Origin of the sequence: Pseudomonas inefficax (genome assembly GCF_900277125.1) — a bacterium.
Taxonomy (GTDB): domain Bacteria; phylum Pseudomonadota; class Gammaproteobacteria; order Pseudomonadales; family Pseudomonadaceae; genus Aquipseudomonas; species Aquipseudomonas inefficax.
In genome coordinates, this window is record NZ_OPYN01000187.1 from 122,751 (window position 1) to 149,190 (window position 26,440).

Below are 26,440 nucleotides of genomic sequence, written 5' to 3' on the forward strand. Positions count from 1 at the left end.
CCCGTTCCCACAGGTACAGCGCCTGCCTTGAATTTGGCGCGATACCTGTGGGAGCGGGCAAGCCCGCGAAGAATATTGCACCTGATTAACAGGTTATTGACCAACCGCTTATTAATCTACCGACTTGCCCAACGTATAATCCCTCAACTTGTTGGCAATCGTGGTATGTGAAACACCCAGTCTTTTACCTAAAGCCCGACTACTCGGGAATTCCCCCATCAAACTTTCCAGCACCGCTTTTTCAAAGCGACCGACAATCTGCGAAAGATCCCCGTCCAGCGAAAACTCACCCAGCGGTGGGCGCACGCCGTAATCCGGCAAACGTATATGTTCACTCTTTACCACGCCGCCTTCACATAACGAAACCGCCTGGAACAACACGTTTTCCAACTGCCTTACATTACCCGGCCAATGGTACTGGCCGAGTTTGTCCATTGCCGCTGGCGCCAGGCGCGGCATGGCACAGCCGATCTGTCGGCTGGCCTGGTCGAGAAAATGCTGCACCAGCCCTTCCAGGCCATCCATGCATTCGCGCAATGGCGGAATGTGCAGCGACAACACATTGAGCCGGTGATACAGGTCCTGGCGAAACTCGCCACGAGCACACAATTCGGACAAATCCACCTGGGTCGCGCAGATCACCCGCACATCCAGGTAAACCTCTTCATCACTGCCTACGCGACGGAAGCAGCCATCCTGCAGAAAACGCAGCAGCTTCACCTGCAGGCGCGGGCTCATCTCCCCTACCCCGTCGAGGAACAGCGTGCCTCCGGCAGTCAGTTCCAGCAGCCCCAGCTTGCCCTCGGCGCGCGCCCCTTCGAATGCCCCGGGGCCGTAACCGAACAGCTCGGTCTCGGCCATCGATTCGGGCAACCCGGCGCAGTTGAGCGCCATCAGCGGTGACTGGCCGCGCGGGCTGGCCAGGTGGCAGGCACGCGCCAGCAGCTCCTTGCCGGTGCCGGTCTCGCCTTCGATCAGCAATGGCGCGTCCAACGGGGCCATGCGCCGCGCCTCGCGCACCACCGCAGCCATCACCCGCGAGCTCTGGAAGATGCTGTCGAAACCGCGCAGCTCCTGCTTGCGCACGTTGTAGATGCGCTCACCGATACGGTCGGCGCGGTGCAGGGTCAGCACCGCACCGGCCAGCGCCTCGCTGTCGTCGTGCTCGGACTGCAGTGGCGCGATATCTGCCAGGAACACATCGCCCTTGACCTTGATGCGCAGGCCGTTGATACGCGACTTGTTGGCCCGCACCAGCTCTGGCAGGTCGAAGTCCTCCACATAGCGCGCCAGCGGCATGCCCGGCACCTCGTCCACCCGCACCCCCAGCAACTGCGCAGCGGCACGGTTGGCGGCGACAATGCTGCCGCCCATGTCAATCGACAGCACCGGGAAGTCCAGCGCCCCCAGCAGCGCATTCAGCTCCATGTGCCGGCGCTCGCTGGGCATCAGCCCCACACGCTTGACGCCGAATACCCCGGCAATCGCCTCGAACTTCGGTCGCAGCGCCTGGAACTGCAAATTGATCAGGTTCGGGCAATGCAGGTAGATGGCGTTGCCATGGTCACCGCCCACCTCGCCGCGCAGCACGTTGATGCCGTACTCCACCAGCAGGTTGAGGATGTCGCGCAGGATGCCAATACGGTTCTGGCAATGCACTTTGATACGCATGAAGGCTCTCGAAGCGCCAATGTTTTTCAACACCGCGCGGAAAAGTCGTAAAGATAAGCTGACAAAAACAGCCGAAGCTTCAGCCAGATACCTCGGATTTTCCGACACCTGCGCCTTTTTGTAAAATTATCGTTACAAAAACATCGCCAAAAGCCAATACCAGCCACGGGCCAACCACGTGCAAAGTGGCCTGCGAAGGGATATTCCTTGGGTATGTCCTGCACATAACAAGAAAAGCCCTCACCAGGAGAGCCACATGAAACAGACGCAATACGTGGCACGCGAGCCCGATGCGCATGGTTTTATCGATTACCCGCAGCAAGAGCATGCGGTATGGAACACCTTGATCACCCGTCAGCTGAAAGTGATCGAAGGCCGTGCGTGCCAGGAATACCTGGACGGCATCGACCAGCTCAAGCTGCCCCATGACCGTATTCCGCAACTGGGCGAGATCAACAAGGTGCTGGGCGCCACCACCGGTTGGCAGGTTGCCCGGGTGCCGGCGCTGATACCCTTCCAGACCTTCTTCGAACTGCTGGCCAGCAAGCGCTTCCCGGTGGCCACCTTCATCCGCACCCCGGAAGAGCTGGACTACCTGCAGGAGCCCGATATCTTCCACGAGATCTTCGGCCACTGCCCGCTGCTGACCAACCCCTGGTTCGCCGAATTCACCCATACCTACGGCAAGCTCGGCCTGGCCGCGACCAAGGAACAACGCGTGTACCTGGCGCGCCTGTACTGGATGACCATCGAGTTCGGCCTGATGGAAACCGCGCAGGGCCGCAAGATCTATGGTGGAGGCATTCTCTCGTCGCCAAAGGAGACCGTCTACAGTCTGTCTGACGAGCCCGAGCACCAGGCCTTCGACCCGATCGAGGCCATGCGCACACCGTATCGCATCGACATCCTGCAGCCGCTGTATTTCGTGCTGCCGAACATGAAGCGCCTGTTCGACCTGGCCCACGAAGACATCATGGGCATGGTTCACAAAGCCATGCAGCTGGGCCTGCACGCACCGAAGTTTCCACCCAAGGTCGCTGCCTGAGCGACCTTGCCGATAACAACTCGAACCGGAAAACACCACATGAATGCCTTGAACCAAGCCCATTGCGAAGCCTGCCGCGCCGACGCACCCAAGGTCACCGACGAAGAGCTGGCCGAGCTGATTCGCGAAATCCCGGACTGGAACATCGAAGTACGTGACGGCCACATGGAGCTGGAGCGCGTGTTCCTGTTCAAGAACTTCAAGCACGCCCTGGCGTTCACCAATGCCGTGGGCGAGATCGCCGAAGCCGAAGGCCACCACCCGGGCCTGCTGACCGAGTGGGGCAAGGTCACCGTGACCTGGTGGAGCCACTCGATCAAAGGCCTGCACCGCAATGACTTCATCATGTGTGCGCGTACTGACAAGGTGGCGGAGACGGCTGAAGGCCGCAAGTAAGCACTGAAAGAATGGGGCCCGGTGGCCCCATTTTTTACGGCAAAAACGTCCGCTGTTCGCCCGCAAAACCGACCAACGATCGGCAAAAAATCCAAACTGTCATCCAGACTTGTGTATCCTGCCCTTGCTTCGCGAAGCCCCAAACGCGCCTGGCGCAGACTTTTCACTCACACTTGCGAGGAACGACGAGATGCATGAAATCCCGAATCTTCCCTTCCCAAGCCTGAACCCAGAAGAGCCAACCGTGACCGTTCACGCCGAACCGGCAGCTGCCGTCGAGCAGGATGGTGACGATCAATCCAGCGCTGACCAGGAATAACCGCGCATCCCCCGACTGTGTGAAAACGGCTGACCTGCGGGCTACCCCCGTCATCACGTTTTCACACCGTCCAGAACCCACGTAGGTCCTCATGCCCCACTCACCGCGCCCCCTTGCGGTTACCCTGCAAGTCGTCTCCATCGTCCTCTTCACCTTCATCGGCTACCTGAACATCGGCATCCCGCTGGCCGTATTGCCTGGCTATGTGCACAACGACCTGGGCTTCAGTGCCGTGGTCGCGGGCCTGGTGATCAGCGTGCAGTACCTGGCCACCCTGCTCAGCCGCCCCACCGCCAGCCGCATCATCGACAACCACGGCAGCAAGAAGGCAGTCATGTATGGCCTGGCCGGCTGCGGGCTCAGCGGGGTGTTCATGCTGGCCTGCGCCTTCCTCACTCACCTGCCCTGGCTGAGCCTTGCCTGCCTGCTGGTCGGCCGCCTGGTGCTCGGCAGCGCCGAAAGCCTGGTGGGCTCCGGTGCAATTGGCTGGGGCATTGGCCGCGTAGGTGCCGAAAACACGGCCAAGGTCATTTCCTGGAACGGCATCGCCAGCTATGGCGCGCTGGCCATCGGCGCTCCGTTGGGCGTGCTGATGGTCAAGGGCCTGGGGCTGTGGAGCATGGGCATAAGCATCATTCTGCTGTGTGCGCTCGGCTTGCTGCTGGCCTGGCCCAAACAGGCCGCGCCGATCGTCAGTGGCGTGCGCCTGCCATTCCTGAGGGTGCTGGGCAAGGTGTTCCCGCACGGCTCGGGGCTTGCACTGGGCTCGATCGGCTTTGGCACCATCGCCACCTTCATCACCTTGTATTACGCCAGCCGTGGCTGGGCCAATGCGGCATTGACCCTGAGCCTGTTCGGCGCCAGCTTCATCAGTGCGCGACTGCTGTTCGGCAACCTGATCAACCGGCTTGGCGGGTTCCGGGTGGCGATCGCCTGCCTGTCGGTGGAAACGCTTGGGCTGCTGATGCTGTGGCTGGCACCCAGTGCCGAACTGGCGTTGGCGGGGGCTGCGCTGAGCGGGTTCGGCTTCTCGCTGGTGTTCCCGGCGTTGGGCGTGGAGGCGGTGAACCAGGTGTCGGCAGCCAACCGTGGGGCGGCGGTGGGGGCTTATTCGCTGTTCATCGATTTGTCGCTGGGGGTGACCGGGCCGCTGGTGGGCGCGGTGGCGGCGGGGTTCGGGTTTGCTTCGATGTTTCTGTTTGCGGCAGCTGCGGCGGCTTGCGGGCTGGTGTTGAGCCTGTATCTGTACCACCAGGCATCATCTTCAAGGCATGCACGGGACCTGTAGGAGCAGCCTTGTGCTGCGAAAAGGCCATTACTGCCCAAGAAAATCTTTTGCTCTACCGGCCTCTTCGCAGCGCAAGGCTGCTCCTACAGGGACGGCGTAAACCAGGAGGGCTGCAAAGCAGCCCCCTGGGCCCTTGAGGTCAGCGCTGGGCGTACTGCAGCACCACTTCCAGCGGGTGGCGCATCTGCCGCTCGGTCATGCGCTTGACCTGGCTGCGGCACGAGTAGCCCGTCGCCAGCGGCTCACCTTCCTTGTCCAGCTTGGTCGCCCACGACTGCTCGAAGATGGTCCGCGAGGTGTCCTGGTTGCGCGCCTCGTGCCCATAGGTGCCGGACATACCGCAGCAGCCAGTCGCCTCAGTCACCAGCTTCAGCCCCAAACGGGCGAACACCTGCTCCCACTGCTTGGTGCTGGCCGGCACATTGGTCTTCTCGGTGCAGTGCGCCATCAGGCGGAAGTTACCCGGCGCAGTCGGCGCCTGCTCGGGCAGCACATCCATCAACCACTCCTGCGGCAACAGCACCTGCGGGCAACCATCCAGGCCTGGTACTTTCTGGTACTCCTGGCGATACACCAGGGTCATCGCCGGGTCCAGGCCCACCAGCGGCACGCCGCACTCGGCCAGGGCCTTGAGCTGGGTGGCATTGCGGATCGCTGCCTTGGCGAACGCCCCAAGGAAGCCCTGAACATGCAGCGGCTTGCCGTTGGCACTGTACGGCGCCAGGAACACCCGGTGGCCCAGGCGGTGGGCCAGGTCGATGAAGGCCGACAGCAGCGGCGTCTCGAAGTAACGAGTGAAGGCGTCCTGCACCAGCACGATGCTGCGCTCGCGCTGCGCTGGAGTCAGCTCACGCAGGGCCGGTACCGTGGCCACGCCAACGCGGCAACGGGTCAGGGTGGCCTGGAAGTTGAAGCGGCTGATCAGTGGGCTGTCGACCATGCCGACCTTGTCGGCCAGCAGCTTGCTCACCCACTTCGAGCCCATCACCGCGTTGTACAGCCCAGGCGCATGGGCCAGGTACGGGATGGTGAATTCCAGCGAACCGATCAGGTAGTCACGCAGCGGGCGCTGGTAGCGGCCGTGGTACAGCTCGAGGAAGCGCGAGCGGAAGTCCGGCACGTTGACCTTGATCGGGCATTGCCCGGCGCACGACTTGCACGCCAGGCAGCCGGCCATGGCATCGTACACCTCGTGGGAGAAGTCTTCCTGGCCCTGGCTACTCGCACGGTTGTTGCGCAAACGCGCCGGCAGGCCCTTGAGCCACGACACCTTGTTGCGCGCAGCCGCCAGTACATCGATGTTGGCCTCGCCCTGCAGGCGCAGCCATTCGCGCATCAGCGAGGCACGGCCCTTGGGCGAATGCTGGCGTTCACGGGTGGCCTTCCACGACGGGCACATGGCGTCGTTGGGGTCGTAGTTGTAGCAGGCGCCGTTGCCGTTGCAGTGCACGGCGCTAGGGAAGTCCTGCCACACGCGTTCGTCGATGGTGCGGTCGAGGTCGCCGCGCAGGGTCACGCCATCGACCTTGGTCAGGCCCTCGGCGCTGTCTGGCGGGGTGCAGATCTTGCCGGGGTTGAGCTGGTTGTGCGGGTCGAAAGCCCCCTTCAGACGCTGCAGCGCCGGGTACAGCTCGCCGAAGTATTCCGGCACGTATTCCGAGCGCAGGCCCTTGCCATGCTCACCCCACAACAAGCCGCCATAGCTTTTGGTCAGCGCCGCCACAGCGTCGGAAATCGGTTTGACCAGTGCGGCCTGGGCCGGGTCCTTCATGTCCAGCGCCGGGCGCACGTGCAGCACGCCGGCATCGACATGGCCGAACATGCCATAGGCCAGGCCATAGCCATCGAGCAGTGCACGGAAGTCGGCGATGTAGTCGGCCAGTTGCTCAGGCGGTACCGCAGTGTCTTCCACGAACGGCTGTGGGCGCACTTCGCCCTCGACGTTGCCCAGCAGGCCCACCGAACGCTTGCGCATGGTGTAGACGCGGGTCACCGCCTCGGCGCCCTCGGCCAGGGTGTGGCCCAGGCGCTCGACGCTGGTGTCGCTCTGCAGGTGCTGGATGAACGCTTGCACCATGGCATTGACCTCGGCCGGCTCGTCGCCGCAGAACTCCACCAGGTTGATGCCCAGGGTCGGTCGCTCGGGGTCAGCCGGGAAGTACTCGGCGACGCTGTGCCAGACGATATCCTTCATCGCCAGCATCAGCACCTTGGAGTCGACGGTTTCGATCGACAGCGGCTTGTGCGCCATCAGCGCGTTGGCATCACGCAGTGCATCCATGAAGCTGGTATAGCGCACGTTGACCAGCACGGCGTACTTGGGGATCGGCAGCACATTGAGCTTGGCTTCGACCACATAGCCCAGCGAGCCCTCGGCGCCGCACAGCACGCTATTGAGGTTGAAGCGGCCCTGCTCGTCGCGCAGGTGCGCCAGGTCGTAGCCAGTCAGGCAACGGTTGAGCTTGGGGAAGGTGGTTTCGATGAGGTCGGCCTGGGTTTCCTGGATGTCCCGCGCCATGCGGTACACCTCACCGATCCGGCCAGGCGCGGCACAGGCCTGCTCCAGCGCGGCATCGTCGATCGGCAGGCTGTGCAGGCGCTCGCCACCGAGCAGCACGCTGTGCAGCTCCAGTACATGGTCGCGGGTCTTGCCATAGGTGCAGCTACCCTGGCCACTGGCGTCGGTGTTGATCATGCCGCCGACAGTGGCACGGTTGGAAGTGGACAACTCGGGGGCGAAGAACAGCCCGTGCGGCTTGAGGGCGGCGTTGAGCTGGTCCTTGACGGTACCGGCCTGCACCCGCACCCAGCGTTCCTCGACGTTGATTTCGAGGATCTTGTTCATGTGCCGTGACAGGTCGACGACGATACCGTCGGTCAGCGACTGGCCGTTGGTGCCCGTACCACCGCCGCGCGGGGTCAGCTTGACCTGCTGGAAGCGCGGCTCGGCCATCAGCGTGGCGACCCGCGCCACATCGTCGGCATCCAGCGGGAACACCGCCGCCTGTGGCAAGCGCTGGTAGATCGAGTTGTCGGTGGCCAGCACCGTACGGGTAGCGTAGTCGGCACTGATCTGGCCACGGAAGCCGCTATTGCGCAGGGCTTCGAGGAATTCGGGGTAGTTGGCGCTCGGGGCAACGGTCGGCAGCTGGGCGATCATCGAAGGATGGCCTCTTGATATGGGCTAATTCACGGGATTCCTGTCGTTCCGGCATGGATGGAGGCATGCGAGGATGACGTACAGGCCAATGTTCCTGTAGTTTCGCTTCAGGGGCAAACGGATAATCCTGCCGCTAATGATGACTTTCATGAATGAATTACCGCCATCTGACCCCGTCCATGTCGTTGCTGCTGGCTTTCGAAGCCGCCGCCCGGCATGAAAGCTACACCCGCGCCGCCGCCGAACTGTCGCTGACCCAAAGCGCAGTCAGCCGCCAGGTGCAGGCATTGGAGCAGCAATTGGGCCTGACCCTGTTCCGCCGCGAGGGGCGCCAGGTGCAGCTGACCGATGTCGGCCGCCTGTACCAGCGCGAGCTCAGCGAGGCACTGGGGCGCATCCGCAGCGCCACCTTGCAGGCATTGGCCTACCAGTCGGGGGTGGGCACCTTGCGCCTGGCCACCCTGCCAACCTTTGGCTCGAAATGGCTGCTGCCACGCCTGCACGCCTTCTACAGCGCCCACCCGGGCATGCTGGTGCACATACATTCACGCATCGAAGCCATCAACTTCGACACCAGCGAGATCGATGCCGCCATCGGCGTGGCCAGCCACGACCTGCCCGGGTTGATCTGCCATCGCCTGCATGCCGAGGAACTGGTGGTTATATTGCCGCCTGAGGCTGGCGCGCACAGCCAGAGCTGGAGCCCGGCACGCATCAGTGAAGAGGTGCTGCTGAATGTCGCCAACAACCCGCATGCCTGGGGCGAGTGGTTCTCGCACCATGGCCTGGCGCACCGGGCGATGCGCCTGGGGCCTAGCTTCGAACTGACCTCGCACCTGATCCAGGCGGTACGGGCAGGGATCGGCATCGGCCTGGTGCCGCGCATCCTGGTGGAGGAAGAACTGGCCAAGGGTGAGCTGTACAGCCCAGGGGTGGCGTTTGCCAGCCAGCGCAGCTATTACCTGATCTACCCGCCGAGGAACGAGGCCTTGCCATCGTTGCGGGCCTTTCGCAGTTGGTTGCTGGAGCAGATCTGATCCCTGCCCCGGCGCTATCGCCGGCAAGCCAGCTCCCACACCGACCGCACCGATCTCAAGGTCTGTGGGGTACCTGTGGGAGCTGGCTTGCCGGCGATAGGGCCAGCGCAGGCAACAAAAAACCCGAAGCCAGTCTCCCGGCTTCGGGTTCTCGCTACCGCCAGGGCACCTTACTTGGCCATGCCACCCGCAGCGACACCGCCATTCATCCGGCGACGCGGCTTGACCATGTACACCACGAACATCGCGAACACCCACAGCGGCATCACATACACCGACACCTGGATACCCGGGATCATCAGCATGATGCCCAGGATCAGCACCACGAACGCCAGGCAGATGTAGTTGCCATAGGGGTACCACAGCGCCTTGAACAGCGGCTTCTGGCCAGTGCGGTCCAGGTGCTGGCGGAACTTCAGGTGCGAGTAGCTGATCATCGCCCAGTTGATCACCAGGGTGGCCACCACCAACGACATCAGCAGCTCCAGGGCGTTCTGCGGCATCAGGTAGTTGAGCAGCACCGCGAAGAAGGTCACGGCGGCCGAAGCCAGGATCGAACGCACCGGCACGCCACGCTTGTCGACCTTGGCCAGCGATGCCGGGGCATCGCCCTGCTCGGCCATGCCCAGCAGCATGCGGGCGTTGCAGTATGTGCCGCTGTTGTACACCGACAGCGCTGCGGTCAGGACCACGAAGTTCAACAGGTGCGCAGCCACGTCACTGCCCAGCAGCGAGAACACCTGCACGAACGGGCTGCTACCATAGCTGCCACCGGACGCATCGATGCTGGCGACCAGGTTGTCCCATGGGGTCAGCGACAGCAGCACCACCAGGGCACCGACATAGAAGATCAGGATGCGGTAGATGACCTGGTTGATCGCCTTGGGGATCACGGTCTTCGGCTTGTCGGCCTCGGCGGCAGTGAAACCGAGCATTTCCAGGCCACCGAAGGAGAACATGATGAAGGCCAGGGCCATCACCAGCCCGCTGACACCGTTCGGGAAGAAGCCACCATGCGACCACAGGTTGGCCACGGTGGCTTCTGGGCCGCCGCTGCCGCTGGTCAGCAGGTAGGCACCCAGGCCGATCATGCTGACAATGGCCACGACCTTGATGATGGCGAACCAGAACTCCGCCTCACCGAAGAACTTCACGTTCATCAGGTTGATGGCGTTGATCAGCACGAAGAAGCCTGCCGCCGTGACCCAGGTAGGGATCTCCGGCCACCAGTAGTGAACATACTTGCCGACCGCCGAAAGCTCCGACATGCCCACCAGGATGTACAGCACCCAGCAGTTCCAGCCCGACAGGAAGCCGGCGAAACCACCCCAGTAGGTGTGAGCGAAATGGCTGAACGAGCCGGCCACCGGCTCTTCGACGATCATTTCGCCGAGCTGGCGCATGATCATGAAGGCGATGAAGCCGCAGATGGCGTAGCCAAGGATCATCGACGGGCCAGCGGATTTCATCACGCCTGCCGAGCCGAGGAACAGGCCGGTACCAATCGCACCGCCGAGGGCGATCAACTGGATATGGCGGTTCTTCAGGCCCCGCTTGAGCTCGCCTGAATGCATGTTTTGTCCACTCATGAACGAAGTCACCTGCATTGTTTTTATCTGTGACGGAATCGGACCCACCGCGCTCGTGGCGCAGCGGAATGGGCAAGGTGGTTACCTTGGGTTTCTTGACCTCAGGCGCCGCCGGGGCGGGTCAACCAGGTGTGATCAAGAGTGCGCGGTACGCAAAGGAGTCACAGGTAAAACGCGGCGCACTGTATACCCCTGCAAACGCGCAGGCGTCAACGCACTGCATCGTTTCCTCGGGAAAAAACGCAGCGATCCTGTGGTGTGGGCCTTGAAAGGCGGTGTGATCGGCGTACATGGCGCCTCCATTTGTTGTTTTGTCAGCCTGGCTCTGTGGACAGGCTTTTGCACACGGCAATGGCGGCTATAACACCGTGGGGCGGGGGTTTGGGCAAGGGTGGGAGAGGCTTGGCCGGCTGTCTTGATGGGGAAGCGGCGGCAAGGTTTGTTTACATGATTCGACCAAATCTGAAATCCTGGCTGAAATCGACCACATTCGTACAATTTTCTTTACAAGGCGGTTCGAGAACTTGCCAGTCGTCCGAAAAATACTTTTTGTTCAATATCTTGGGGCCGCTTTGCGGCCCTTTCGCGACACAAGGCCGCTCCCACATGTGACGCGTTTTATTGTGGGAGCGGCCTTGTGTCGCGATGGGCTGCAAAGCAGCCCCAAAATCTCACAGGCATAAAAAAACCAGCCCGAAGGCTGGTTCTCTTTCAACGCAAAAGCCAATCAGCCACGCGGCTTGCCGCGGCCACGCCCTGCAGGCTTGTCACCCTCAGGCTTGGCCGGACGCTTGCGCATCTCGCTCGGGCGCTCGGCCACGGTGCTGCCACGGCCGGTCTTGCGTGGGGCCTCTTCACGCGGCTGGCGCGCCGGGCGTTCGCCGGCAGCTGCACCTTCATGAGCCGGGCGCAGGTTGCGCACGCGCTCGCCACGGCCCAGCGGACGGGTCGATTTGCGCTGCAGGCGCTCCATCTTGTCCTTGGCCTTGAGCTTCATGGCTGGCAGCGCCACCGGCTGCAGGCCCACTTCAGCAGCGAGGATGTCGATTTCGCCTTGGGTCATTTCCCGCCAGCGGCCCATCGGCAGGTCGGAGTTGAGGAACACCGGGCCGAAACGCACGCGCTTCAGGCGGCTGACCACCATGCCCTGGGACTCCCACAGGCGACGCACTTCACGGTTACGACCTTCCATCACCACGCAGTGGTACCAGTGGTTGAAGCCTTCGCCACCGGGTGCCTTCTGGATATCGGTGAACTTGGCCGGGCCATCTTCCAGCATCACGCCGGCCTTCAGGCGCTCGATCATCTCGTCGTCGACCTCACCACGCACACGTACCGCGTATTCACGGTCCATCTCGTAGGACGGGTGCATCAGGCGGTTGGCCAGTTCACCGTCGGTGGTGAACAGCAGCAGGCCGGTGGTGTTGATGTCGAGGCGGCCGATGTTGATCCAGCGGCCTTCTTTCGGCCGTGGCAGGCGGTCGAACACGGTCGGGCGACCTTCCGGGTCGTCACGGGTGCAGATTTCGCCATCGGGCTTGTTGTACATGATCACCCGGCGGGTGGCCTCGGCGGCCTCTTCGCGCTTGATCAGCTTGCCATCCACGGCAATGGCGTCGTGCAGGTCGACGCGCTGGCCGAGGGTGGCCTCGACGCCGTTGACCTTGATGCGGCCCTGGCTGATCCAGGCCTCGACGTCACGGCGCGAGCCAACGCCAATGCGCGCCAGCACTTTCTGCAGCTTTTCGCCGGATGGAGGGGTGATCTCGGTATCTTGCAGGTCTTGCTCACTCATCTGGGCACCTCCCGGTGTAGGAATGAAATACGGGTTCTGGCGACGAACGCGCCAAAAGGCCGCGCATCATACGCGGTTCGGCGGCGGAACGCACTGGAGGGTAGAGGGTTTTGTGGGCTTTGCCAGGGGTTTCTGCCTAATGGTGATGTATTGGCAGTGCCGGCCTCTTCGCGGGTAAACCCGCTCCCACAGGGATGTCACAGGCCTTGAGAGTGATGCGGTACCTGTGGGAGCGGGTTTACCCGCGAAAGGGCCAGCACAGACAACAGAAGCTTCAGGGCTGCACCTTGCCCTCCTCTTCCACGGCAGCCTCAGCCTCCTCGCGCAAATCATCAAAATCGGTCTTCAGCCCCTCTTCCATGGCATCCAGCTCCACCAGCAGGCTACGGAAGCTGGTCTCCTCCTTCGGCTCGGCAACCTCTTCCCCTTCCCCAAGGCTGGCATCGGCCAATGCCTGCAGGTGCGCCGGCACTGGCGCATCATCCGGGTCGAGCAACGGCTCTGGCTCCATCTCGCGCAGCTCGGCCAAAGCCGGGAGTTCGTCCAGGCTCTTGAGGTTGAAATGGTCGAGAAATGCCTTGGTAGTGGCGAACATCGCCGGCCGCCCGGGCACCTCGCGGTAGCCGACCACGCGGATCCACTCACGCTCCATCAAGGTCTTGATGATGTTGCTGTTCACCGCCACGCCCCGCACATCCTCGATTTCGCCACGGGTGATGGGCTGGCGATAGGCGATCAGTGCCAGGGTTTCCAGCAAAGCACGCGAGTAACGCTGCGGGCGCTCTTCCCACAGGCGCCCGACCCACGGCGCAAAGTCCTCGCGAATCTGCAGACGGTAACCGCTGGCTACCTCCTTGAGCTCGAAGGCGCGGCCACTGCACGACTTGCCCAGCAGCTCCAGCGCCTGCCTGAAGACTTTGGGCTCCGGTCGCTCGGCTTCCTCGAACAGCTCGTACAGGCGCTCCAGGGATTGCGGCTTGCCCGAAGCCAGCAGGAAGGCTTCGATCAGCGACGCCAGGTCGCGGGGTTCATTCAGGTTCATCAGGTTCTTCAACAAGCGCCGGGCGAAGCCGCACGTGGATGCCGGCGAAGGGTTCATTCTGCACCAGTTCGACCAGCGATTCCTTCACCAGCTCGAGAATTGCCATGAAGGTCACCACCACGCCCAGTTTGCCTTCCTCGGCGGCGAACAGCTCGACGAACGGCACGAAACCGCCACCTTTGAGGCGTTCCAGCACTTGGCTCATGCGCTCGCGGGTGGACAAGGTCTCGCGGGTGATCTGATGGCTTTCGAACAGGTCGTTGCGGCGCATCACCTCGGCCATCGACACCAGCAGCTCTTCCAGGCTGACCTGGGGCAACAGCTTGCGCACCTTGGCCTGCGGCGCCTCCAGGCGCGGCACCACCACCTCGCGGCCGACCCGTGGCAATTCATCGATACCTTCGGCGGCAGCCTTGAAGCGCTCGTACTCCTGCAGCCGGCGGATCAGTTCGGCGCGCGGGTCACCCTCCTCCTCCTCGACGTCGGCCGAGCGCGGCAGCAACATGCGCGACTTGATCTCGGCGAGCATGGCAGCCATCACCAGGTATTCGGCGGCCAGCTCCAGGCGCACGCTCTTCATCAGCTCCACGTAGCCCATGTACTGGCGGGTGATTTCCGCCACCGGGATGTCGAGAATGTCGATGTTCTGCTTGCGGATCAGGTACAGCAACAGGTCCAGCGGGCCTTCGAAGGCTTCGAGGATGACTTCCAGGGCGTCCGGCGGGATGTACAGGTCCAGCGGCAGCTCGGTCAAGGCTTCGCCATAGACCAGGGCCAGTTGCAGCTGCCGAGGCTCCTCGGCCTGCTCGGCCGGTGCCTCGGGTGTTTCCACCTGACTCACGCGCTGACCAGGAACGGCGTGGGGTCGCCACAGCCTTCACGGACCAGTTCCGGTTCATCGCCGGACAGGTCGATGATGGTCGATGCCTTGAGGTCACCGAAACCGCCATCGATTACCAGGTCGACATGATGCTCCAGGCGCTCGCGGATCTCGTAAGGGTCGGTCATCGGCTCGTCATCACCCGGCAGGATCAGGCTCACGCTCATCAGCGGCTCGCCCAGTTCAGCCAGCAGCGCCAGGGTGATGGCATGGTCCGGCACGCGCAGGCCGATGGTTCGGCGCTTTTCATGCAGCAGCAGGCGCGGCACCTCGCGGGTGCCGTTGAGGATGAAGGTGTAAGGCCCGGGTACATGGGCCTTGAGCAGGCGGAAGGTGCCGGTATCGACCTTGGCATACAACCCCAGCTGCGACATGTCGCAGCACATCAGGGTGAAGTTGTGGGTCTTGTCCAGGCCGCGCAGGCGCCGCACCCGCTCGATCGCCGCCTTGTTACCGATCTGGCAACCCAGGGCATAGGCCGAGTCGGTCGGATACACCACCACGCCACCCTTGCGGATGATCTCGACGGCCTGTTTGATCAGGCGCGCCTGCGGATTCTCCGCATGAATCTGGAAAAATTGGCTCACGTAGTCGTCCTGTTCATACCGCCAAAGGCTGTTCATGGCTGAATCGGCGCCACAGAGGTGGCAGGTCCTCGGGCAAAGGCCGGTAGGCACCGATCTCGCCCCAGGTGCCGGGGCCGTGGAAGTCACTGCCAGCGCTTGCCAGCAGGCCGAACTCACGGGTGAGGATGGACATGGTGCCCACCTGCTCGGCAGGCATCATCCCGTTGACCACTTCAAGTGCCTGCCCGCCTGCCTGAATATAGTCGGCAATCAGCCTTCTGCGCTTGCTGCGGGTCAGATCGTAGTGCATGGGATGCGCAAGGCTCACCCAAGCGTTGGACTGGCGCAAGGTGGCGACGGTTTCATCGAGGGTCGGCCAGTGCTGCTTGACGTCCCCCAGCTTGCCGGCCCCCAGCCATTTGCGAAACGCCTCGCCGCGGTCCTTGACGTGCCCGGCACGTACCAGGTACTCGGCAAAATGCGGGCGCGCCGGAGCATTGCCGCTATCGCCCAGTTCGTGCTGCACGGCGCGGGCGCCGTCGAGGGTACCGGGCATGCCCTTGGCCGCCAGCCGTTTGTCGATTTCTTCGGCACGCAGCCAGCGGCCACGGTGCAGCGCCTCGATCGCCGCCAGCAGGGGCGGCGCGTCGAGCGGGAAGTCGTAACCCAGCACATGGATGGTCGCGCCACCCCAGGTGCACGACAGCTCCACCCCGCTGACCCAGTGCATGCCCTTGTCGCGGCACGCCTGGCGCGCCTCGGGCAGGCCTTCGATGGTGTCATGGTCGGTCAGTGCCAGCGTTTGCACCCCATGCTCATGGGCCCGGGCGACCAGTATCGAGGGCGACAGGGCGCCATCGGAGGCCGTGCTGTGACAGTGCAGATCAACATTCATGGAGGAGCGCTTTCGCTGGAATCGATGTTTGTTATTATGCCGTCACATCCCGATTCTGGCTGCCATTGTGAAACAATTCATCGATTTCATCCCGCTGCTGCTGTTCTTCATCGTCTACAAGCTAGACCCGCGCCCCATGGAAGTCGCCGGCCACAGCTTCGAATTCGGCGGCATCTACAGCGCCACGGCCATGCTGATCATCAGCTCGCTGGTGGTCTACGGCGCGCTGTTCCTGCGCCAGCGCAAGCTGGAAAAGGGCCAGTGGCTGACCTTGGTGGCCTGCCTGGTGTTCGGTGGCCTGACCCTGACCTTCCACAGCGAAACCTTCCTGAAGTGGAAGGCGCCGGTGGTGAACTGGCTGTTCGCCCTGGGCTTCGCCGGTAGCCACTTCATCGGCGACCGGGTGCTGATCAAACGCATCATGGGCCACGCCCTGAGCCTGCCCGATGCCATCTGGACACGCCTGAACCTGGCCTGGATCGGCTTCTTCCTGTTCTGCGGCGCGGCCAACCTGTTCGTCGCCTTCACCTTCCAGGACTTCTGGGTCGACTTCAAGGTGTTCGGCAGCCTGGGCATGACCGTACTGTTCCTGGTGGCGCAGGGCGTGTACCTGTCGCGCCACCTGCACGACGACCCTTCTACCTCCAAACCCAAGGATTGACATGCTCTACGCCATCATCGCCAGCGACGTCGCAAACTCCCTGGAAAAGCGCCTGGCCGCCCGCCCGGCGCACATCGAACGCCTGCAGCAGTTGAAGGCCGAGGGCCGCGTGGTACTGGCCGGCCCGCACCCGGCCATCGACAGCAACGACCCTGGCGAAGCGGGTTTCAGCGGTAGCCTGATCGTTGCCGAGTTCGAATCCCTGGCCGCCGCGCAGGCCTGGGCCGATGCCGACCCTTACATTGCCGCGGGCGTGTACGACAAGGTGGTGGTCAAGCCGTTCAAGCAAGTGCTGCCTTGATCTGAGACCGCGTCGGCTTCTTCGCGGGCTTGCCCGCTCCCACAGGGACATCACAGGTCCTGAGGTTTGTGGGTTACCTGTGGGAGCGGGCAAGCCCGCGAAGAAGCCGACGCGGTACCGGCAGTTATACTGTTGCCATCAGTCTGCGGTATCTTTGCCACTGGCGGGCCGAATAGCCGCCGTCAATGGTTGAATTGAGTGAGTCATGAGCGAGCTGTTACTGATAGATGATGACCAGGAGCTGTGCGAGCTGCTCGGCAGCTGGCTGACCCAGGAAGGTTTTACCGTGCGCGCCTGCCACGACGGCCAGAGCGCACGCCAGGCCCTGGCAACGCACGCCCCTTCGGCCGTGGTGCTCGATGTGATGCTGCCCGACGGCAGCGGCCTGGAACTGCTCAAGCAGTTGCGCAGCGAGCATGCCGAACTGCCGGTGCTGATGCTCTCGGCCCGCGGCGAACCGCTGGACCGCATTCTCGGCCTGGAACTGGGCGCCGACGACTACCTGGCCAAACCCTGCGACCCGCGTGAACTCACCGCTCGCCTGCGTGCCGTGCTGCGCCGCAGCCACCCCACCGCCACCACCAGCCAGGTGGAACTGGGCGACCTGGTCTACAGCCCTGCCCGTGGCGTGGCCAGCATCGATGGCCGCGAAATGACCCTGACACTGTCCGAAAGCCGCATTCTCGAAGCGCTGCTGCGCCAACCCGGCGAGCCGCTGGACAAGCAGGAGCTGGCGCAGATCGGCCTGGGCCGCAAGCTGACCCTGTACGACCGCAGCCTGGACATGCACGTCAGCAACCTGCGCAAGAAGATCGGCCCCCACGCCGATGGCCGGCCACGCATCGTCGCCCTGCGCAGCCGTGGCTATTACTACTGCCTCTGAACATCTTTACCGAGCCTTTACCATCCACTGACCGCGCTTGACGGTGATCTCCCTAGACTGTGCTCATCCGGTAACCACCGGCCCATGAAAGGAGAGACACCATGCGCAAGACCCTTATCGCCCTGATGTTCGCCGCCGCCCTGCCGACCGTGGCCATGGCCATGCCTGAAGGCGGCCCGCGCCACGACGGCCCACATCATCGCGGTGATGCGCCTTTCCACCAGCTGGACCTGAGCCGTGACCAGCGCCAGCAGATCGGCAAGCTGATGGGCGAACAGATGAAACAGCGCCGCGACATCACCGAGCGCTACCTGTCCAAACTGCCGGCCGCCGACCAGAAGGCGATGAAAGACGAACTGCAGGCCAACCGCGACAAGACCGACGGCGCGGTCCGTGCCCTGCTCAAGCCTGAGCAGCAGAAGAAGTTCGACGAACTGCAGAAGGAACGCGCCGCAAAGAAAGCCGAGTGGCAGGAGTTCCAGGCCTGGAAAGCTGAAAAAGGCAACAAGGCCCAGTAAGCTGTCAGCCCGATGCCCGGCCCGCCTCAGTGCGAGCCGGGCTTTTCTTGTTTGCAGGAGGTGCACTTGCGTTCACTGTTCTGGCGCATCCTGGCCAGTTTCTGGCTGGCCATCACCCTGGTTGCAGGCCTGTCGATACTGCTGGGCCATATGCTCAACCAGGATGCCTGGATCCTCAGCCGCCACCCGGGCCTGAATACCCTGGCCAGCAAGTGGGCCAAACATTACGAACAGGAAGGCCTGGCTTCGGCACAGCACTTCCTGGAACGGCGCAAGGACCGCTACAAGATCGACGTGCAGGTGCTCGACGACAGTGGCGAAGCCGTGGTGCCCGGCACTTTCCCGCGCCGTGCGGCGGCCTTCGAGGCACGCCAGCACAATGACCAGCGGCGCCTGCCGTGGCGCCGGCTGACCGAGGAATACACCAGCCCCGACACCGGTGAGACGTACCTGCTGATCTACCGCATACCCCACCCGGCGCTGGATGCCTGGCACCGCGAAAGCCTGTTGTGGCCGCTCAGTGCGCTGGGCATTGCGCTGGTGGTGCTGACCCTGTTCAGCCTGCTGGTAACCCTGTCCATCACCCGCCCGTTAAGCCGCCTGCGCAGCGCCGTGCATGACCTGGGCCAGACCACCTACCAGCAGAACAGCCTGGCGCGGCTGGCAGCGCGGCGTGACGAGTTCGGTGTGCTGGCCAAGGACTTCAACAAGATGGGCGCGCGCCTGCAAAGCACCATCGGCAGCCAGCGCCAGTTGCTGCGCGATGTTTCCCATGAACTGCGCTCACCGCTGGCCCGGCTGCGTATCGCCCTGGCCTTGGCCGAGCGTGCCGAGCCTGAGCAGCGCGAGGCGCTGTGGCCACGCCTGACCCGCGAATGCGACCGCCTTGAGGACCTGATCAGCGAAATCCTCGCCCTGGCGCGGGTCGATGCCGAACAGGCGCATGCCGAGCCGGTCGACCTCAACGCCCTGCTCGGCAGCGTGCGCAAGGACGCCCAGCTTAGCGCACCAGAGCAGGACGTGCGCCTGGAGGCACAGCCGGGGTTGACCTTGCAGGGTTGGCCAACGCTGATCGAGCGTGCCGTGGACAACCTGCTGCGCAACGCCCTGCGCTTCAACCCGCAGGGCCAGCCGATCGAAGTCGGCGCCGTGCGCGAGCAGGACCGTATCGTGATCAGCGTGCGTGACCATGGGCCGGGGGCAGCGGCGGAACACCTGGCGCAGCTGGGGGAACCGTTCTTCCGTGCGCCGGGGCAGGATGCGCCGGGGCATGGGCTGGGGCTGGCGATTGCACGCAAGGCGGCGGAGCGGCATGGCGGTAGTCTGATTTTGGACAATCACCCACAAGGTGGATTTGTAGCTCGGCTGGAGTTGCCTGAGACCGAGGCAACCGGCAGCTGATGATGTGAAGGCCTCTGGCCTCTTCGCGGGTAAACCCGCTCCCACAGGACCTACGCAAGACTCAAGACTTACGCCGCACCTGTGGGAGCGGGTTTACCCGCGAAAGGGCCAGCAGCCCTGATACAGCAATCAGCCAAAGGCCAGGTTACTCGCCCCAGGCACTGACGAAATCAGCGGTTTCCAGAATAGGCGCGGTACGCGGCTCGGTCAGCGGCGTCCCCACGTACAGGTAACCGATCAGCTCCTCGTTCCCGGCCAACCCCAGGCCCTTGTGCACATGCGCATCAAAAGCCATGTCCCCGGTGCGCCATACCGCACCGATACCTTGCGCATATGCAGCAATCAGGATGCCGTGCGCCGCACAGCCCGCCGCCAGCCGCTGCTCGGACTTGGGTACCTTGAAATGGTCCTGCAGCTTGGCAACCACCACGATCAGCAACGGCGCGCGCAGGGGCATGGCGCGGGCCTTGTCCAGGGCAGCCTGGCTGGCATCCCCCCTGTGCTGCAGCGCTTCGGCGAACAGCTCACCCAGCTTCTCGCGGCCCTGGCCTTCGATGGTGAGAAAGCGCCACGGCCGCAGCTGGCCGTGGTCCGGGGCGCGCAGGGCGGCCTGGAACAGTGCCTCGCGCTGGGCGGCATTGGGCGCCGGGTCGGTCAGGCGTGGCACGGAAACACGGTTGAGCAATGCGTCGAGAGCCTCCATCGGCTACCCTCCTGGCAGATAAATGTGTCGCCATTCTAGCGTTTACATCACCAGACCCATAGGTAGAATGGCGCCCTTCCGTTTCGAGTCAGAGCAGATCACATGGCGTTGCCGACCTTAAGGATCATTGGTTTCATCATCGGCATCTTCCTGATTACCCTCGCCGTCAGCATGGCCGTGCCCATGGCTACGCTGGTGGTCTTCGAACGCACCCGTGACATGCCCTCGTTCCTCTGGTCGAGCCTGATCACCTTCATCGCCGGCCTGGCCCTGGTGCTCCAGGGCCGCCCCGAACACGTGCACCTGCGCCCGCGCGACATGTACCTGCTGACCGTCAGCAGTTGGCTGGTGGTGTGTGTGTTCGCCGCCCTGCCGTTCCTGCTGACCCAGCACATCAGCTACACCGACGCCTTCTTCGAAAGCATGTCGGGCATCACCGCCACCGGCGCCACCGTGCTCAGCGGGCTGGATAACATGTCGCCGGGCATCCTGATGTGGCGTTCGATGCTGCACTGGCTCGGCGGCATCGGCTTCATCGGCATGGCGGTAGCGATCCTGCCGCTGCTGCGCATCGGTGGCATGCGCCTGTTCCAGACCGAATCTTCCGACCGCTCGGAGAAGGTCATGCCGCGCTCGCACATGGTCGCCAAGTCGATCGTGGGTGTTTACGTCGGCTTCTCTATCCTGGGCGCGCTGGGCTTCTGGTGGGCCGGCATGAGCCCGTTCGATGCTATCAACCACGCCATGTCGGCGATTTCCACTGGCGGGTTTTCCACCTCCGACCAGTCGCTGGCCAAGTGGGATATCCCGGCCGTGCACTGGGTCGCGGTGGTGGTGATGATCCTCGGCAGCCTGCCCTTCACCCTTTATGTGGCGACCCTGCGCGGCAACCGCAAGGCACTGATCCGCGACCAGCAGGTGCAAGGTTTGCTGGGCATGCTGGTGGTCACCTGGCTGGTGCTTGGCACCTGGTACTGGGCCACCACCAACCTGCACTGGCTGGACGCCCTGCGCCACGTGGCGCTGAACGTGACCTCGGTGGTCACCACCACCGGCTTCGCCCTGGGTGACTACAGCCTGTGGGGCAACTTTTCGCTGATGCTGTTCTTCTACCTGGGCTTCGTCGGCGGCTGCTCCGGCTCGACGGCAGGCGGCATCAAGATCTTCCGCTTCCAGGTCGCCTACATCCTGCTCAAGGCCAGCCTCAACCAGTTGATCCACCCGCGCGCAGTGATCAAGCAGAAGTACAACGGCCACCGCCTCGACGAAGAAATCGTGCGTTCGATCCTGACTTTCTCGTTCTTCTTCGCCATCACCATCTGCGTCATGGCGTTGCTGCTGTCGTTGCTTGGCGTGGACTGGATGACCGCCCTGACTGGCGCTGCCGGCACGGTCTCGGGTGTAGGCCCGGGCCTGGGTGAAGTGATCGGCCCGTCGGGCAACTACGCCATGCTGCCGGACGCTGCCAAGTGGATTCTCGCCAGCGGCATGCTGCTCGGCCGATTGGAAATCATCACCGTGCTAGTGTTGTGCATGCCGGCGTTCTGGCGCCACTGACCACCTCGGGCTCGGCACCCAGGCGGGCGCGGTATTCACTGGGCGTGGCATCGAACCAGCGACGGAACGCCCGATAGAAGTTGCTGGGGTCGGCAAAACCCAGCAGGTAGGCGGTTTCCAGCAGGGTCATGCCTGGCTGCGCCAGGTACTGTTCGGCCAGTTCGCGGCGGGTATCGTCGAGCAAGGTCTGGAAGCTGGTGCCTTCTTCCTGCAGCCGCCGTTGCAAGGTGCGCTGCGACAGGTGCAGGGCCTGGGCCAGGGTTTCGCGCTTGGGTTCGCCTTGCGGCAGGATGCGGCACAGTACCTGACGCACGCGATGGGTGACCCGGCTTTCCGAGAAACGCGCCAGGTATTCGCCAGCAAAGCGGTCATGCAGGATGGCCATGGCTTCGTTGGCCGTGGGCAGCGGTGCCTCCATGTCGGCGCGTTCGAACACCAACGCATCGTGCGGCGCACCGAACACCAGCGGCGAGTGGAACGCCACCTTGTACGGCTCGATGTCCTTTGGTTGCGGCCCCTGCACCAGCACCCGGCGCGGTTGCACCAGCCGACCGCTGAGCCAGCTGCACAGCGCCAGCGCGCAGGCCAGCGACGCTTCGGCACTGTGCCGGGTCGGTGGCAGATGGTCGCCGTGTACGGTCAGGATCAGCGAATAGCCCTCGGGGCCGAGGACGAAGCTGAGGTCGGAGCTTTCGGCGATGATGCGCTGGTAACGCACCAGGCGTTCGAAGCCTTCGGCCAGGGTGCGGCTGGACATCAACGCATAACCCACCACATGGAACGAAGCCGGGCGCACCACCCTCGCCATGTTCAGGCCTATGGCCTCGTTGCCCGACAGTTCCACCGCCAGTTGCCACAGCCGGGTCATGGAGTCCTGGGGGAAGCGCGCGTCGGGGTCGTCGAGAGCTGCGAAGTCCAGCCCCAGCTGCTTGAACATGGCCCGGCAGTCCAGCCCTTCCAGTTCGAGTGCCTTGACGATCCCTGATGCCCAGCTGGCCGACGTGGTTCTTTCGCTCATGACAGGCATCTTATGCTGACCGCTCCTGCGGTGAACCCCAAGGATATTCAATTGGCGCCTATTGTCACTGATAGGCCTCGCCAGTCACTCTAGACTCGAATCAGGCTCCACGCCGTGCATCTTGTCCAGAAGTATTAATCCCGGAGCACTGCCATGAACAGCACAGCGCAGTTTCGCAGTTTTGCCGAGTTCTACCCTTACTACCTGGGGGAGCACAGCAACCCCACCTGCCGCCGCCTGCACTTCGTCGGCACCAGCCTGGTGATTGCCCTGCTGGCCTATACCATCGGCAGTGGCAAATGGTTGCTGCTGCTGGCCTTGCCCGTGTTCGGCTACGGCTTTGCCTGGGTCGGGCATTTCTTTTTCGAAAAGAACCGGCCTGCGACCTTTACCCATCCGCTGTATAGCCTGATCGGGGATTTCGCGATGTTCAGGGATATCCTGCTGGGCAAGATCAACCTTTAGATTTTTGGGGCCGCGTTGCGGCCCTTTCGCGACACAAGGCCGCTCCCACAACGACCGCTTAAACTTGGTCGTTGTGGGAGCGGCCTTGTGTCGCGATGGGCTGCAAGGCAGCCCCCAGGGCCATCAAGCCCTAAGCCAGTTCGCGCACCGCCGCCGCTGCCTGCGCTTCCCGCGCCTGCGCCTCGGCGAAACGGTACAGCTCGATCGTGCCATCCCAATGCTCGATCAGCGCCGTGCACGACTCCACCCAATCCCCGCAATTGAGGTACTCCACCTCCCCCACCTGGCGAATCTCGGCATGATGGATATGCCCACACACCACCCCATGAAAACCACGGCGGGTGCACTCGTGGGCAATGGCATCCTCGAAGTCGCTGATGAAGTTCACCGCGCCCTTGACCTTGTGCTTCAGGTACGCCGACAGTGACCAATAGCCGTATCCATAGCGGGCACGCCAGTGGTTGAGCCAGCGGTTGAGCACCAGGGTGAACTCGTAGGCACGGTCACCGAGGAACGCCAGCCAGCGGTGGTAACGGGTGATTACATCGAACTGGTCGCCATGGATCACCAGCAGGCGGCGGCCATCGGCCGTCAGGTGCTCGGCCTCGTCCACCAACTGGATGTTGCCGAGGATCAGCCTGGAGTAACGGCGCAAGAATTCGTCATGGTTGCCGGTGACGTAGATCACCTCGGTGCCCCGCTTGCTCATGGTCAGCAGGCGGCGGATCACGTTGGTGTGAGCTTGAGGCCAGTAGATTCCGCCGCGCAGCTTCCAGCCATCGATGATATCGCCCACCAGGTAGATGCGGTCGGCCTGGTAGCCCTTGAGGAACTGCGACAGGTGTTCGGCCTGGCAGTCGCGGGTGCCCAGATGCACATCGGAAATCCACAGGGTACGCACGCGTTGCTTGCGCGAGGGACGGGACAGTTCGGCATGGGTCATGGGCAGGCTCCGGCGCGGTTTGCTGGAGACTGGCAGGCGCGGATGACAGCGCAGTGGCAAAACCGTTACGAGTGATGGACTGCAGGGAATGAGGCACAATGCGTTTCTACCCTGTGAGGACATCTTTCCCCATGAGCGCCGGCCCGATCCTCTCGCTGCGCCATTACCGCGACAGCCTGATCGCCCACAGCCACGAACACCCGCAACTGGTGTTTGGCCTGCGCGGTCGCCTGGAGTTCGAGGTGCAGGGGCATGGCGCCGGGATCGATCGACAGGGGCTGATCGTGGTACCGGCGGGCGCCCACCACACCTGCGCCAGCGATGGCGGCAGCGATTGCCTGGTGCTGGATGTACCAGGGGACCACTGGTTGCGCGAGCAACTGGGCGAACATGCCGATGCCAGCCGTCGCCTGCTCGACCGCCCTGCCGCCCTGGGCCTGGATGAACGCCAGCAACAGTTGGTGGACTGGCTGGCGACCAGCCCCATGCACGACCCGCTGATTGCCCGGCAAGGGGCAGCGCTGCTGCTGGCCAGCCTCAACCCCACGGTGGCAGCCAGCGTCACGGCCAGCCAGCGTCTGCCTTATGCAGCCTTCGATGCGCATATCGAGCAGCATGCCGCCTATCCGCTGCAAGTGGCTGACCTGGCGCGCATCGCCGGGTTGTCCAGCGCCCGCCTGCATGCGCGCTTCACAGCGGAGTGCGGGATGACGCCAATGGACTACATTCGCCAGCGGCGCTTGCTCAAGGCGCGACGGCTGGTGATGCAGACCTTGCTGCCGATGGGGGAGATTGCTGCGCAGGTGGGGTACGGCTCGCAGAGCGCGTTTTCGGCGGCGATGTTGCGGGCGTTCGGGTGTACGCCGTTGGCTTTGCGGCGAGAGTCGGGCGACAAGGCACACTAGTCTGGCGACAGAATGTGTTGGCCTGAACCTTTACACTTTGCCTGTGCCGGCCTCTTCGCGGGTAAACCCGCTCCCACAGATATCGCGCCGCTTGCGAAACCTGTGCAGTACCTGTGGGAGCGGGTTTACCCGCGAAGAGGCCGGCACAGCCAGTAGAGATCTTGAGCAAGGACCACCCATGAACCACCGTACCGCCCTCGGCGCCCTGCATATCGGCGCGCTGTTCTTCGGCCTTACCGGCGTCTTCGGCAAACTGGCCGCCAGCGCCAGCCCGGCGATCATCGTCTTCGGCCGCGCCGCCTTCGCCGTGCTCGCCCTGGCCCTGTTCGCCAGCCTGGCCGGGCCGGGCTGGCAACGCCTGAGCGGTCAGGACGTCCGCCGCCTGCTGCTCGGCGGCGTACTGCTGGCCGGGCACTGGGTCAGCTTCTTCATCGCGGTAAAGGTTGCCGGCGTGGCCATCGCCACCCTCGGCTTCGCCAGCTTCCCGGCCTTTACCGTAATCCTCGAGGGCCTGCTGTTCCGCGAACGCATCCGCCGCAACGAGGCTTTGCTGGTACTGCTAGTCAGCATCGGCCTGGTACTGGTCACGCCGGCATTCGACCTGGCAAGTGAAGCCACCGGTGGCCTGCTCTGGTCATTGCTGTCGGGGCTGCTGTTCTCCCTGCTGTCACTCACCAACCGCGCTGGCTCCGGCCGCTTGCCTGCGGTGCAGGCGGCACTGTGGCAGAACCTGGTGGTGGGCCTGTGCCTGCTGCCGTTCGCGGCACCGGGCCTGGCTGGCGTAACCACCAAGGACTGGCTGTGGATCGCCCTGCTCGGCATCTTCTGCACCGGCGTGGCACACAGCCTGTTCGTCGCCAGCCTGTCGGTGATCAAGGCGCGCACCGCCGCCGTGGTGTTCGGCATGGAGCCGGTCTATGGCATCGCCGTGGCCTGGGTGGTGTTCGCCGAAACCCCCACCCTGCGCATGCTGCTGGGCGGCGCACTGATCATCTTCGCCATCGTACTGTCCAGCCGCCTGGCTGCCGAACAACCGCCCAGGCAGCGGCCGCTGGCCGAGGGCGCCTGATTCAGCGGTCGTTGTGGCCCAGGTCACGCTGCGGGTCGATCTGGTCGCGAACCCGCTGCTTCAGTACCTTGGCCTCGGGGAAGCCACCATCGGCCTTGCGCTCCCAGACCTGCACGCCATTGCAGGTGATGCGGAAGATACCGCCGGTGCCAGGCTCCAGTGCCACGCGGCCAAGGTCGTCGGTAAAGGTGCTGAGCAGTTCTTGGGCCAGCCAGGCGGCACGCAGCAGCCATTGGCACTGGGTGCAATATGTGATGACGATTTCCGGTTTGCTGTCGGCCATGGTGAGACATCTCCAGGTGAGGGGCCGCTTATACTAGCGGTCTTTAGCCC

26 protein-coding genes are annotated in these 26,440 nt (G+C 63.5%); 14 read left to right on the forward strand and 12 right to left on the reverse strand.

Annotated features, from left to right (window positions below; translation table 11 throughout):
- Nucleotides 1–111: 111 nt before the first annotated feature.
- Nucleotides 112–1,671 carry a sigma-54-dependent transcriptional regulator gene (locus tag JV551A3_RS23350; protein WP_133974506.1) on the reverse strand — a complete coding sequence of 520 codons (1,560 nt, stop codon included), beginning with the start codon at nt 1,669–1,671 and terminating at the stop codon, nt 112–114.
- A gap of 256 nt (nt 1,672–1,927) precedes the next feature.
- Here JV551A3_RS23350 and phhA point away from each other — a divergent pair, with 256 nt between their 5' ends.
- The 4 genes from phhA (at nt 1,928) to JV551A3_RS23370 (ending at nt 4,719) form a co-directional block, all read left to right on the forward strand.
- Nucleotides 1,928–2,716 carry a phenylalanine 4-monooxygenase gene (gene phhA, locus JV551A3_RS23360; protein ID WP_133974508.1) on the forward strand — a complete coding sequence of 263 codons (789 nt, stop codon included), beginning with the start codon at nt 1,928–1,930 and terminating at the stop codon, nt 2,714–2,716.
- A gap of 39 nt (nt 2,717–2,755) precedes the next feature.
- Nucleotides 2,756–3,112 carry a 4a-hydroxytetrahydrobiopterin dehydratase gene (locus JV551A3_RS23365; RefSeq protein WP_003254532.1) on the forward strand — a complete coding sequence of 119 codons (357 nt, stop codon included), beginning with the start codon at nt 2,756–2,758 and terminating at the stop codon, nt 3,110–3,112.
- A 190-nt stretch (nt 3,113–3,302) separates the two neighbouring features.
- The gene (locus JV551A3_RS31215) at nt 3,303–3,431 is read left to right on the forward strand and encodes a hypothetical protein (protein WP_015271274.1); all 129 of its coding nucleotides are present in this window, start codon (nt 3,303–3,305) and stop codon (nt 3,429–3,431) included.
- A gap of 91 nt (nt 3,432–3,522) precedes the next feature.
- Nucleotides 3,523–4,719 carry an MFS transporter gene (locus tag JV551A3_RS23370; RefSeq protein ID WP_133979149.1) on the forward strand — a complete coding sequence of 399 codons (1,197 nt, stop codon included), beginning with the start codon at nt 3,523–3,525 and terminating at the stop codon, nt 4,717–4,719.
- 139 nt (nt 4,720–4,858) lie between these two features.
- Here JV551A3_RS23370 and ydiJ read toward each other — a convergent pair whose 3' ends face one another.
- Nucleotides 4,859–7,879, reverse strand: coding sequence for a D-2-hydroxyglutarate dehydrogenase YdiJ (gene ydiJ, locus JV551A3_RS23375; RefSeq protein WP_133974511.1), 3,021 nt, complete (start codon nt 7,877–7,879; stop codon nt 4,859–4,861).
- A gap of 152 nt (nt 7,880–8,031) precedes the next feature.
- Between ydiJ and JV551A3_RS23380 the strand changes: the two genes are divergently transcribed.
- A complete protein-coding gene (locus JV551A3_RS23380) occupies nt 8,032–8,916 on the forward strand; it encodes a LysR substrate-binding domain-containing protein (RefSeq protein WP_133974513.1) in 885 nt (294 codons plus the stop codon).
- Nucleotides 8,917–9,086: 170 nt separating this feature from the next.
- Here JV551A3_RS23380 and JV551A3_RS23385 read toward each other — a convergent pair whose 3' ends face one another.
- The 6 genes from JV551A3_RS23385 to JV551A3_RS23410 all read right to left on the reverse strand — a co-directional run bounded on the left by JV551A3_RS23385 (nt 9,087) and on the right by JV551A3_RS23410 (nt 15,683).
- Complete coding sequence (locus JV551A3_RS23385; protein WP_166674292.1) at nt 9,087–10,505, reverse strand: amino acid permease; 1,419 nt, start codon at nt 10,503–10,505, stop codon at nt 9,087–9,089.
- 727 nt (nt 10,506–11,232) lie between these two features.
- On the reverse strand, nt 11,233–12,300 hold the full coding sequence (gene rluB / locus JV551A3_RS23390) for a 23S rRNA pseudouridine(2605) synthase RluB (RefSeq protein WP_133974515.1): 1,068 nt from the start codon (nt 12,298–12,300) through the stop codon (nt 11,233–11,235).
- Nucleotides 12,301–12,574: 274 nt separating this feature from the next.
- Nucleotides 12,575–13,342 carry an SMC-Scp complex subunit ScpB gene (scpB, locus tag JV551A3_RS23395; protein WP_133974517.1) on the reverse strand — a complete coding sequence of 256 codons (768 nt, stop codon included), beginning with the start codon at nt 13,340–13,342 and terminating at the stop codon, nt 12,575–12,577.
- Nucleotides 13,329–14,054, reverse strand: a complete 726-nt coding sequence (locus JV551A3_RS23400; RefSeq protein ID WP_166674293.1) for a segregation and condensation protein A — start codon at nt 14,052–14,054, stop codon at nt 13,329–13,331. The genes scpB and JV551A3_RS23400 overlap by 14 nt, the downstream gene beginning before the upstream one ends.
- 125 nt (nt 14,055–14,179) lie before the next feature.
- Nucleotides 14,180–14,809, reverse strand: coding sequence for an L-threonylcarbamoyladenylate synthase (locus JV551A3_RS23405; RefSeq protein WP_112253257.1), 630 nt, complete (start codon nt 14,807–14,809; stop codon nt 14,180–14,182).
- 13 nt (nt 14,810–14,822) lie between these two features.
- A complete protein-coding gene (locus JV551A3_RS23410; RefSeq protein WP_023661025.1) occupies nt 14,823–15,683 on the reverse strand; it encodes a PHP domain-containing protein in 861 nt (286 codons plus the stop codon).
- A 67-nt stretch (nt 15,684–15,750) separates the two neighbouring features.
- Here JV551A3_RS23410 and JV551A3_RS23415 point away from each other — a divergent pair, with 67 nt between their 5' ends.
- The 5 genes from JV551A3_RS23415 (at nt 15,751) to JV551A3_RS23440 (ending at nt 19,447) form a co-directional block, all read left to right on the forward strand.
- Nucleotides 15,751–16,344 (forward strand): septation protein A, encoded by a 594-nt coding sequence (locus tag JV551A3_RS23415; protein ID WP_133974521.1) that lies wholly within the window; start codon nt 15,751–15,753, stop codon nt 16,342–16,344.
- A gap of 1 nt (nt 16,345) precedes the next feature.
- Nucleotides 16,346–16,645, forward strand: coding sequence for a YciI family protein (locus tag JV551A3_RS23420; RefSeq protein ID WP_012273585.1), 300 nt, complete (start codon nt 16,346–16,348; stop codon nt 16,643–16,645).
- A gap of 205 nt (nt 16,646–16,850) precedes the next feature.
- Nucleotides 16,851–17,528, forward strand: coding sequence for a response regulator transcription factor (locus tag JV551A3_RS23430; protein ID WP_112253173.1), 678 nt, complete (start codon nt 16,851–16,853; stop codon nt 17,526–17,528).
- A gap of 101 nt (nt 17,529–17,629) precedes the next feature.
- Nucleotides 17,630–18,046: a Spy/CpxP family protein refolding chaperone gene (locus JV551A3_RS23435; protein ID WP_112253174.1), complete on the forward strand. Its 417-nt coding sequence runs from the start codon at nt 17,630–17,632 to the stop codon at nt 18,044–18,046.
- Nucleotides 18,047–18,106: 60 nt separating this feature from the next.
- Entirely contained in the window at nt 18,107–19,447 is a 1,341-nt protein-coding gene (locus JV551A3_RS23440; protein WP_133974523.1) for a sensor histidine kinase, read from the forward strand.
- 145 nt (nt 19,448–19,592) lie between these two features.
- Here the strand turns inward: JV551A3_RS23440 and JV551A3_RS23445 are convergent, their stop codons facing one another.
- Entirely contained in the window at nt 19,593–20,150 is a 558-nt protein-coding gene (locus JV551A3_RS23445; protein ID WP_133974525.1) for a nitroreductase family protein, read from the reverse strand.
- Between the two features lie 102 nt (nt 20,151–20,252).
- Between JV551A3_RS23445 and JV551A3_RS23450 the strand changes: the two genes are divergently transcribed.
- The gene (locus JV551A3_RS23450; protein ID WP_133974527.1) at nt 20,253–21,707 is read left to right on the forward strand and encodes a TrkH family potassium uptake protein; all 1,455 of its coding nucleotides are present in this window, start codon (nt 20,253–20,255) and stop codon (nt 21,705–21,707) included.
- On the opposite strand, the gene JV551A3_RS23455 is transcribed toward JV551A3_RS23450, so the two are convergent.
- Nucleotides 21,664–22,725: an AraC family transcriptional regulator gene (locus tag JV551A3_RS23455; protein ID WP_133974529.1), complete on the reverse strand. Its 1,062-nt coding sequence runs from the start codon at nt 22,723–22,725 to the stop codon at nt 21,664–21,666. The genes JV551A3_RS23450 and JV551A3_RS23455 overlap by 44 nt on opposite strands.
- A 153-nt stretch (nt 22,726–22,878) precedes the next feature.
- On the opposite strand from JV551A3_RS23455, the gene JV551A3_RS23460 reads away from it, so the two are divergent.
- Nucleotides 22,879–23,190 (forward strand): Mpo1-like protein, encoded by a 312-nt coding sequence (locus tag JV551A3_RS23460; RefSeq protein WP_133974531.1) that lies wholly within the window; start codon nt 22,879–22,881, stop codon nt 23,188–23,190.
- A 130-nt stretch (nt 23,191–23,320) separates the two neighbouring features.
- Here JV551A3_RS23460 and JV551A3_RS23470 read toward each other — a convergent pair whose 3' ends face one another.
- Nucleotides 23,321–24,133 carry a UDP-2,3-diacylglucosamine diphosphatase gene (locus JV551A3_RS23470; RefSeq protein ID WP_133974535.1) on the reverse strand — a complete coding sequence of 271 codons (813 nt, stop codon included), beginning with the start codon at nt 24,131–24,133 and terminating at the stop codon, nt 23,321–23,323.
- 131 nt (nt 24,134–24,264) lie between these two features.
- Between JV551A3_RS23470 and JV551A3_RS23475 the strand changes: the two genes are divergently transcribed.
- Complete coding sequence (locus JV551A3_RS23475; protein ID WP_133974537.1) at nt 24,265–25,038, forward strand: helix-turn-helix transcriptional regulator; 774 nt, start codon at nt 24,265–24,267, stop codon at nt 25,036–25,038.
- Nucleotides 25,039–25,216: 178 nt separating this feature from the next.
- The gene (locus tag JV551A3_RS23480) at nt 25,217–26,107 is read left to right on the forward strand and encodes a DMT family transporter (protein WP_133974541.1); all 891 of its coding nucleotides are present in this window, start codon (nt 25,217–25,219) and stop codon (nt 26,105–26,107) included.
- A 1-nt stretch (nt 26,108) separates the two neighbouring features.
- Here the strand turns inward: JV551A3_RS23480 and JV551A3_RS23485 are convergent, their stop codons facing one another.
- On the reverse strand, nt 26,109–26,390 hold the full coding sequence (locus JV551A3_RS23485) for an Rdx family protein (RefSeq protein WP_133974543.1): 282 nt from the start codon (nt 26,388–26,390) through the stop codon (nt 26,109–26,111).
- Nucleotides 26,391–26,440: the final 50 nt, after the last annotated feature.

Coding starts and splice junctions, on each gene's coding strand:
- JV551A3_RS23350 (WP_133974506.1), bottom strand. CDS start 1,671: ATGCGTATCAAAGTGCATTGCCAGAACCGTATTGGCATCCTGCGCGAC.
- phhA (WP_133974508.1), top strand. CDS start 1,928: ATGAAACAGACGCAATACGTGGCACGCGAGCCCGATGCGCATGGTTTT.
- JV551A3_RS23365 (WP_003254532.1), top strand. CDS start 2,756: ATGAATGCCTTGAACCAAGCCCATTGCGAAGCCTGCCGCGCCGACGCA.
- JV551A3_RS31215 (WP_015271274.1), top strand. CDS start 3,303: ATGCATGAAATCCCGAATCTTCCCTTCCCAAGCCTGAACCCAGAAGAG.
- JV551A3_RS23370 (WP_133979149.1), top strand. CDS start 3,523: ATGCCCCACTCACCGCGCCCCCTTGCGGTTACCCTGCAAGTCGTCTCC.
- ydiJ (WP_133974511.1), bottom strand. CDS start 7,879: ATGATCGCCCAGCTGCCGACCGTTGCCCCGAGCGCCAACTACCCCGAA.
- JV551A3_RS23380 (WP_133974513.1), top strand. CDS start 8,032: ATGAATTACCGCCATCTGACCCCGTCCATGTCGTTGCTGCTGGCTTTC.
- JV551A3_RS23385 (WP_166674292.1), bottom strand. CDS start 10,505: ATGAGTGGACAAAACATGCATTCAGGCGAGCTCAAGCGGGGCCTGAAG.
- rluB (WP_133974515.1), bottom strand. CDS start 12,300: ATGAGTGAGCAAGACCTGCAAGATACCGAGATCACCCCTCCATCCGGC.
- scpB (WP_133974517.1), bottom strand. CDS start 13,342: ATGAACCTGAATGAACCCCGCGACCTGGCGTCGCTGATCGAAGCCTTC.
- JV551A3_RS23410 (WP_023661025.1), bottom strand. CDS start 15,683: ATGAATGTTGATCTGCACTGTCACAGCACGGCCTCCGATGGCGCCCTG.
- JV551A3_RS23420 (WP_012273585.1), top strand. CDS start 16,346: ATGCTCTACGCCATCATCGCCAGCGACGTCGCAAACTCCCTGGAAAAG.
- JV551A3_RS23430 (WP_112253173.1), top strand. CDS start 16,851: ATGAGCGAGCTGTTACTGATAGATGATGACCAGGAGCTGTGCGAGCTG.
- JV551A3_RS23435 (WP_112253174.1), top strand. CDS start 17,630: ATGCGCAAGACCCTTATCGCCCTGATGTTCGCCGCCGCCCTGCCGACC.
- JV551A3_RS23445 (WP_133974525.1), bottom strand. CDS start 20,150: ATGGAGGCTCTCGACGCATTGCTCAACCGTGTTTCCGTGCCACGCCTG.
- JV551A3_RS23450 (WP_133974527.1), top strand. CDS start 20,253: ATGGCGTTGCCGACCTTAAGGATCATTGGTTTCATCATCGGCATCTTC.
- JV551A3_RS23455 (WP_133974529.1), bottom strand. CDS start 22,725: ATGAGCGAAAGAACCACGTCGGCCAGCTGGGCATCAGGGATCGTCAAG.
- JV551A3_RS23460 (WP_133974531.1), top strand. CDS start 22,879: ATGAACAGCACAGCGCAGTTTCGCAGTTTTGCCGAGTTCTACCCTTAC.
- JV551A3_RS23470 (WP_133974535.1), bottom strand. CDS start 24,133: ATGACCCATGCCGAACTGTCCCGTCCCTCGCGCAAGCAACGCGTGCGT.
- JV551A3_RS23475 (WP_133974537.1), top strand. CDS start 24,265: ATGAGCGCCGGCCCGATCCTCTCGCTGCGCCATTACCGCGACAGCCTG.
- JV551A3_RS23480 (WP_133974541.1), top strand. CDS start 25,217: ATGAACCACCGTACCGCCCTCGGCGCCCTGCATATCGGCGCGCTGTTC.
- JV551A3_RS23485 (WP_133974543.1), bottom strand. CDS start 26,390: ATGGCCGACAGCAAACCGGAAATCGTCATCACATATTGCACCCAGTGC.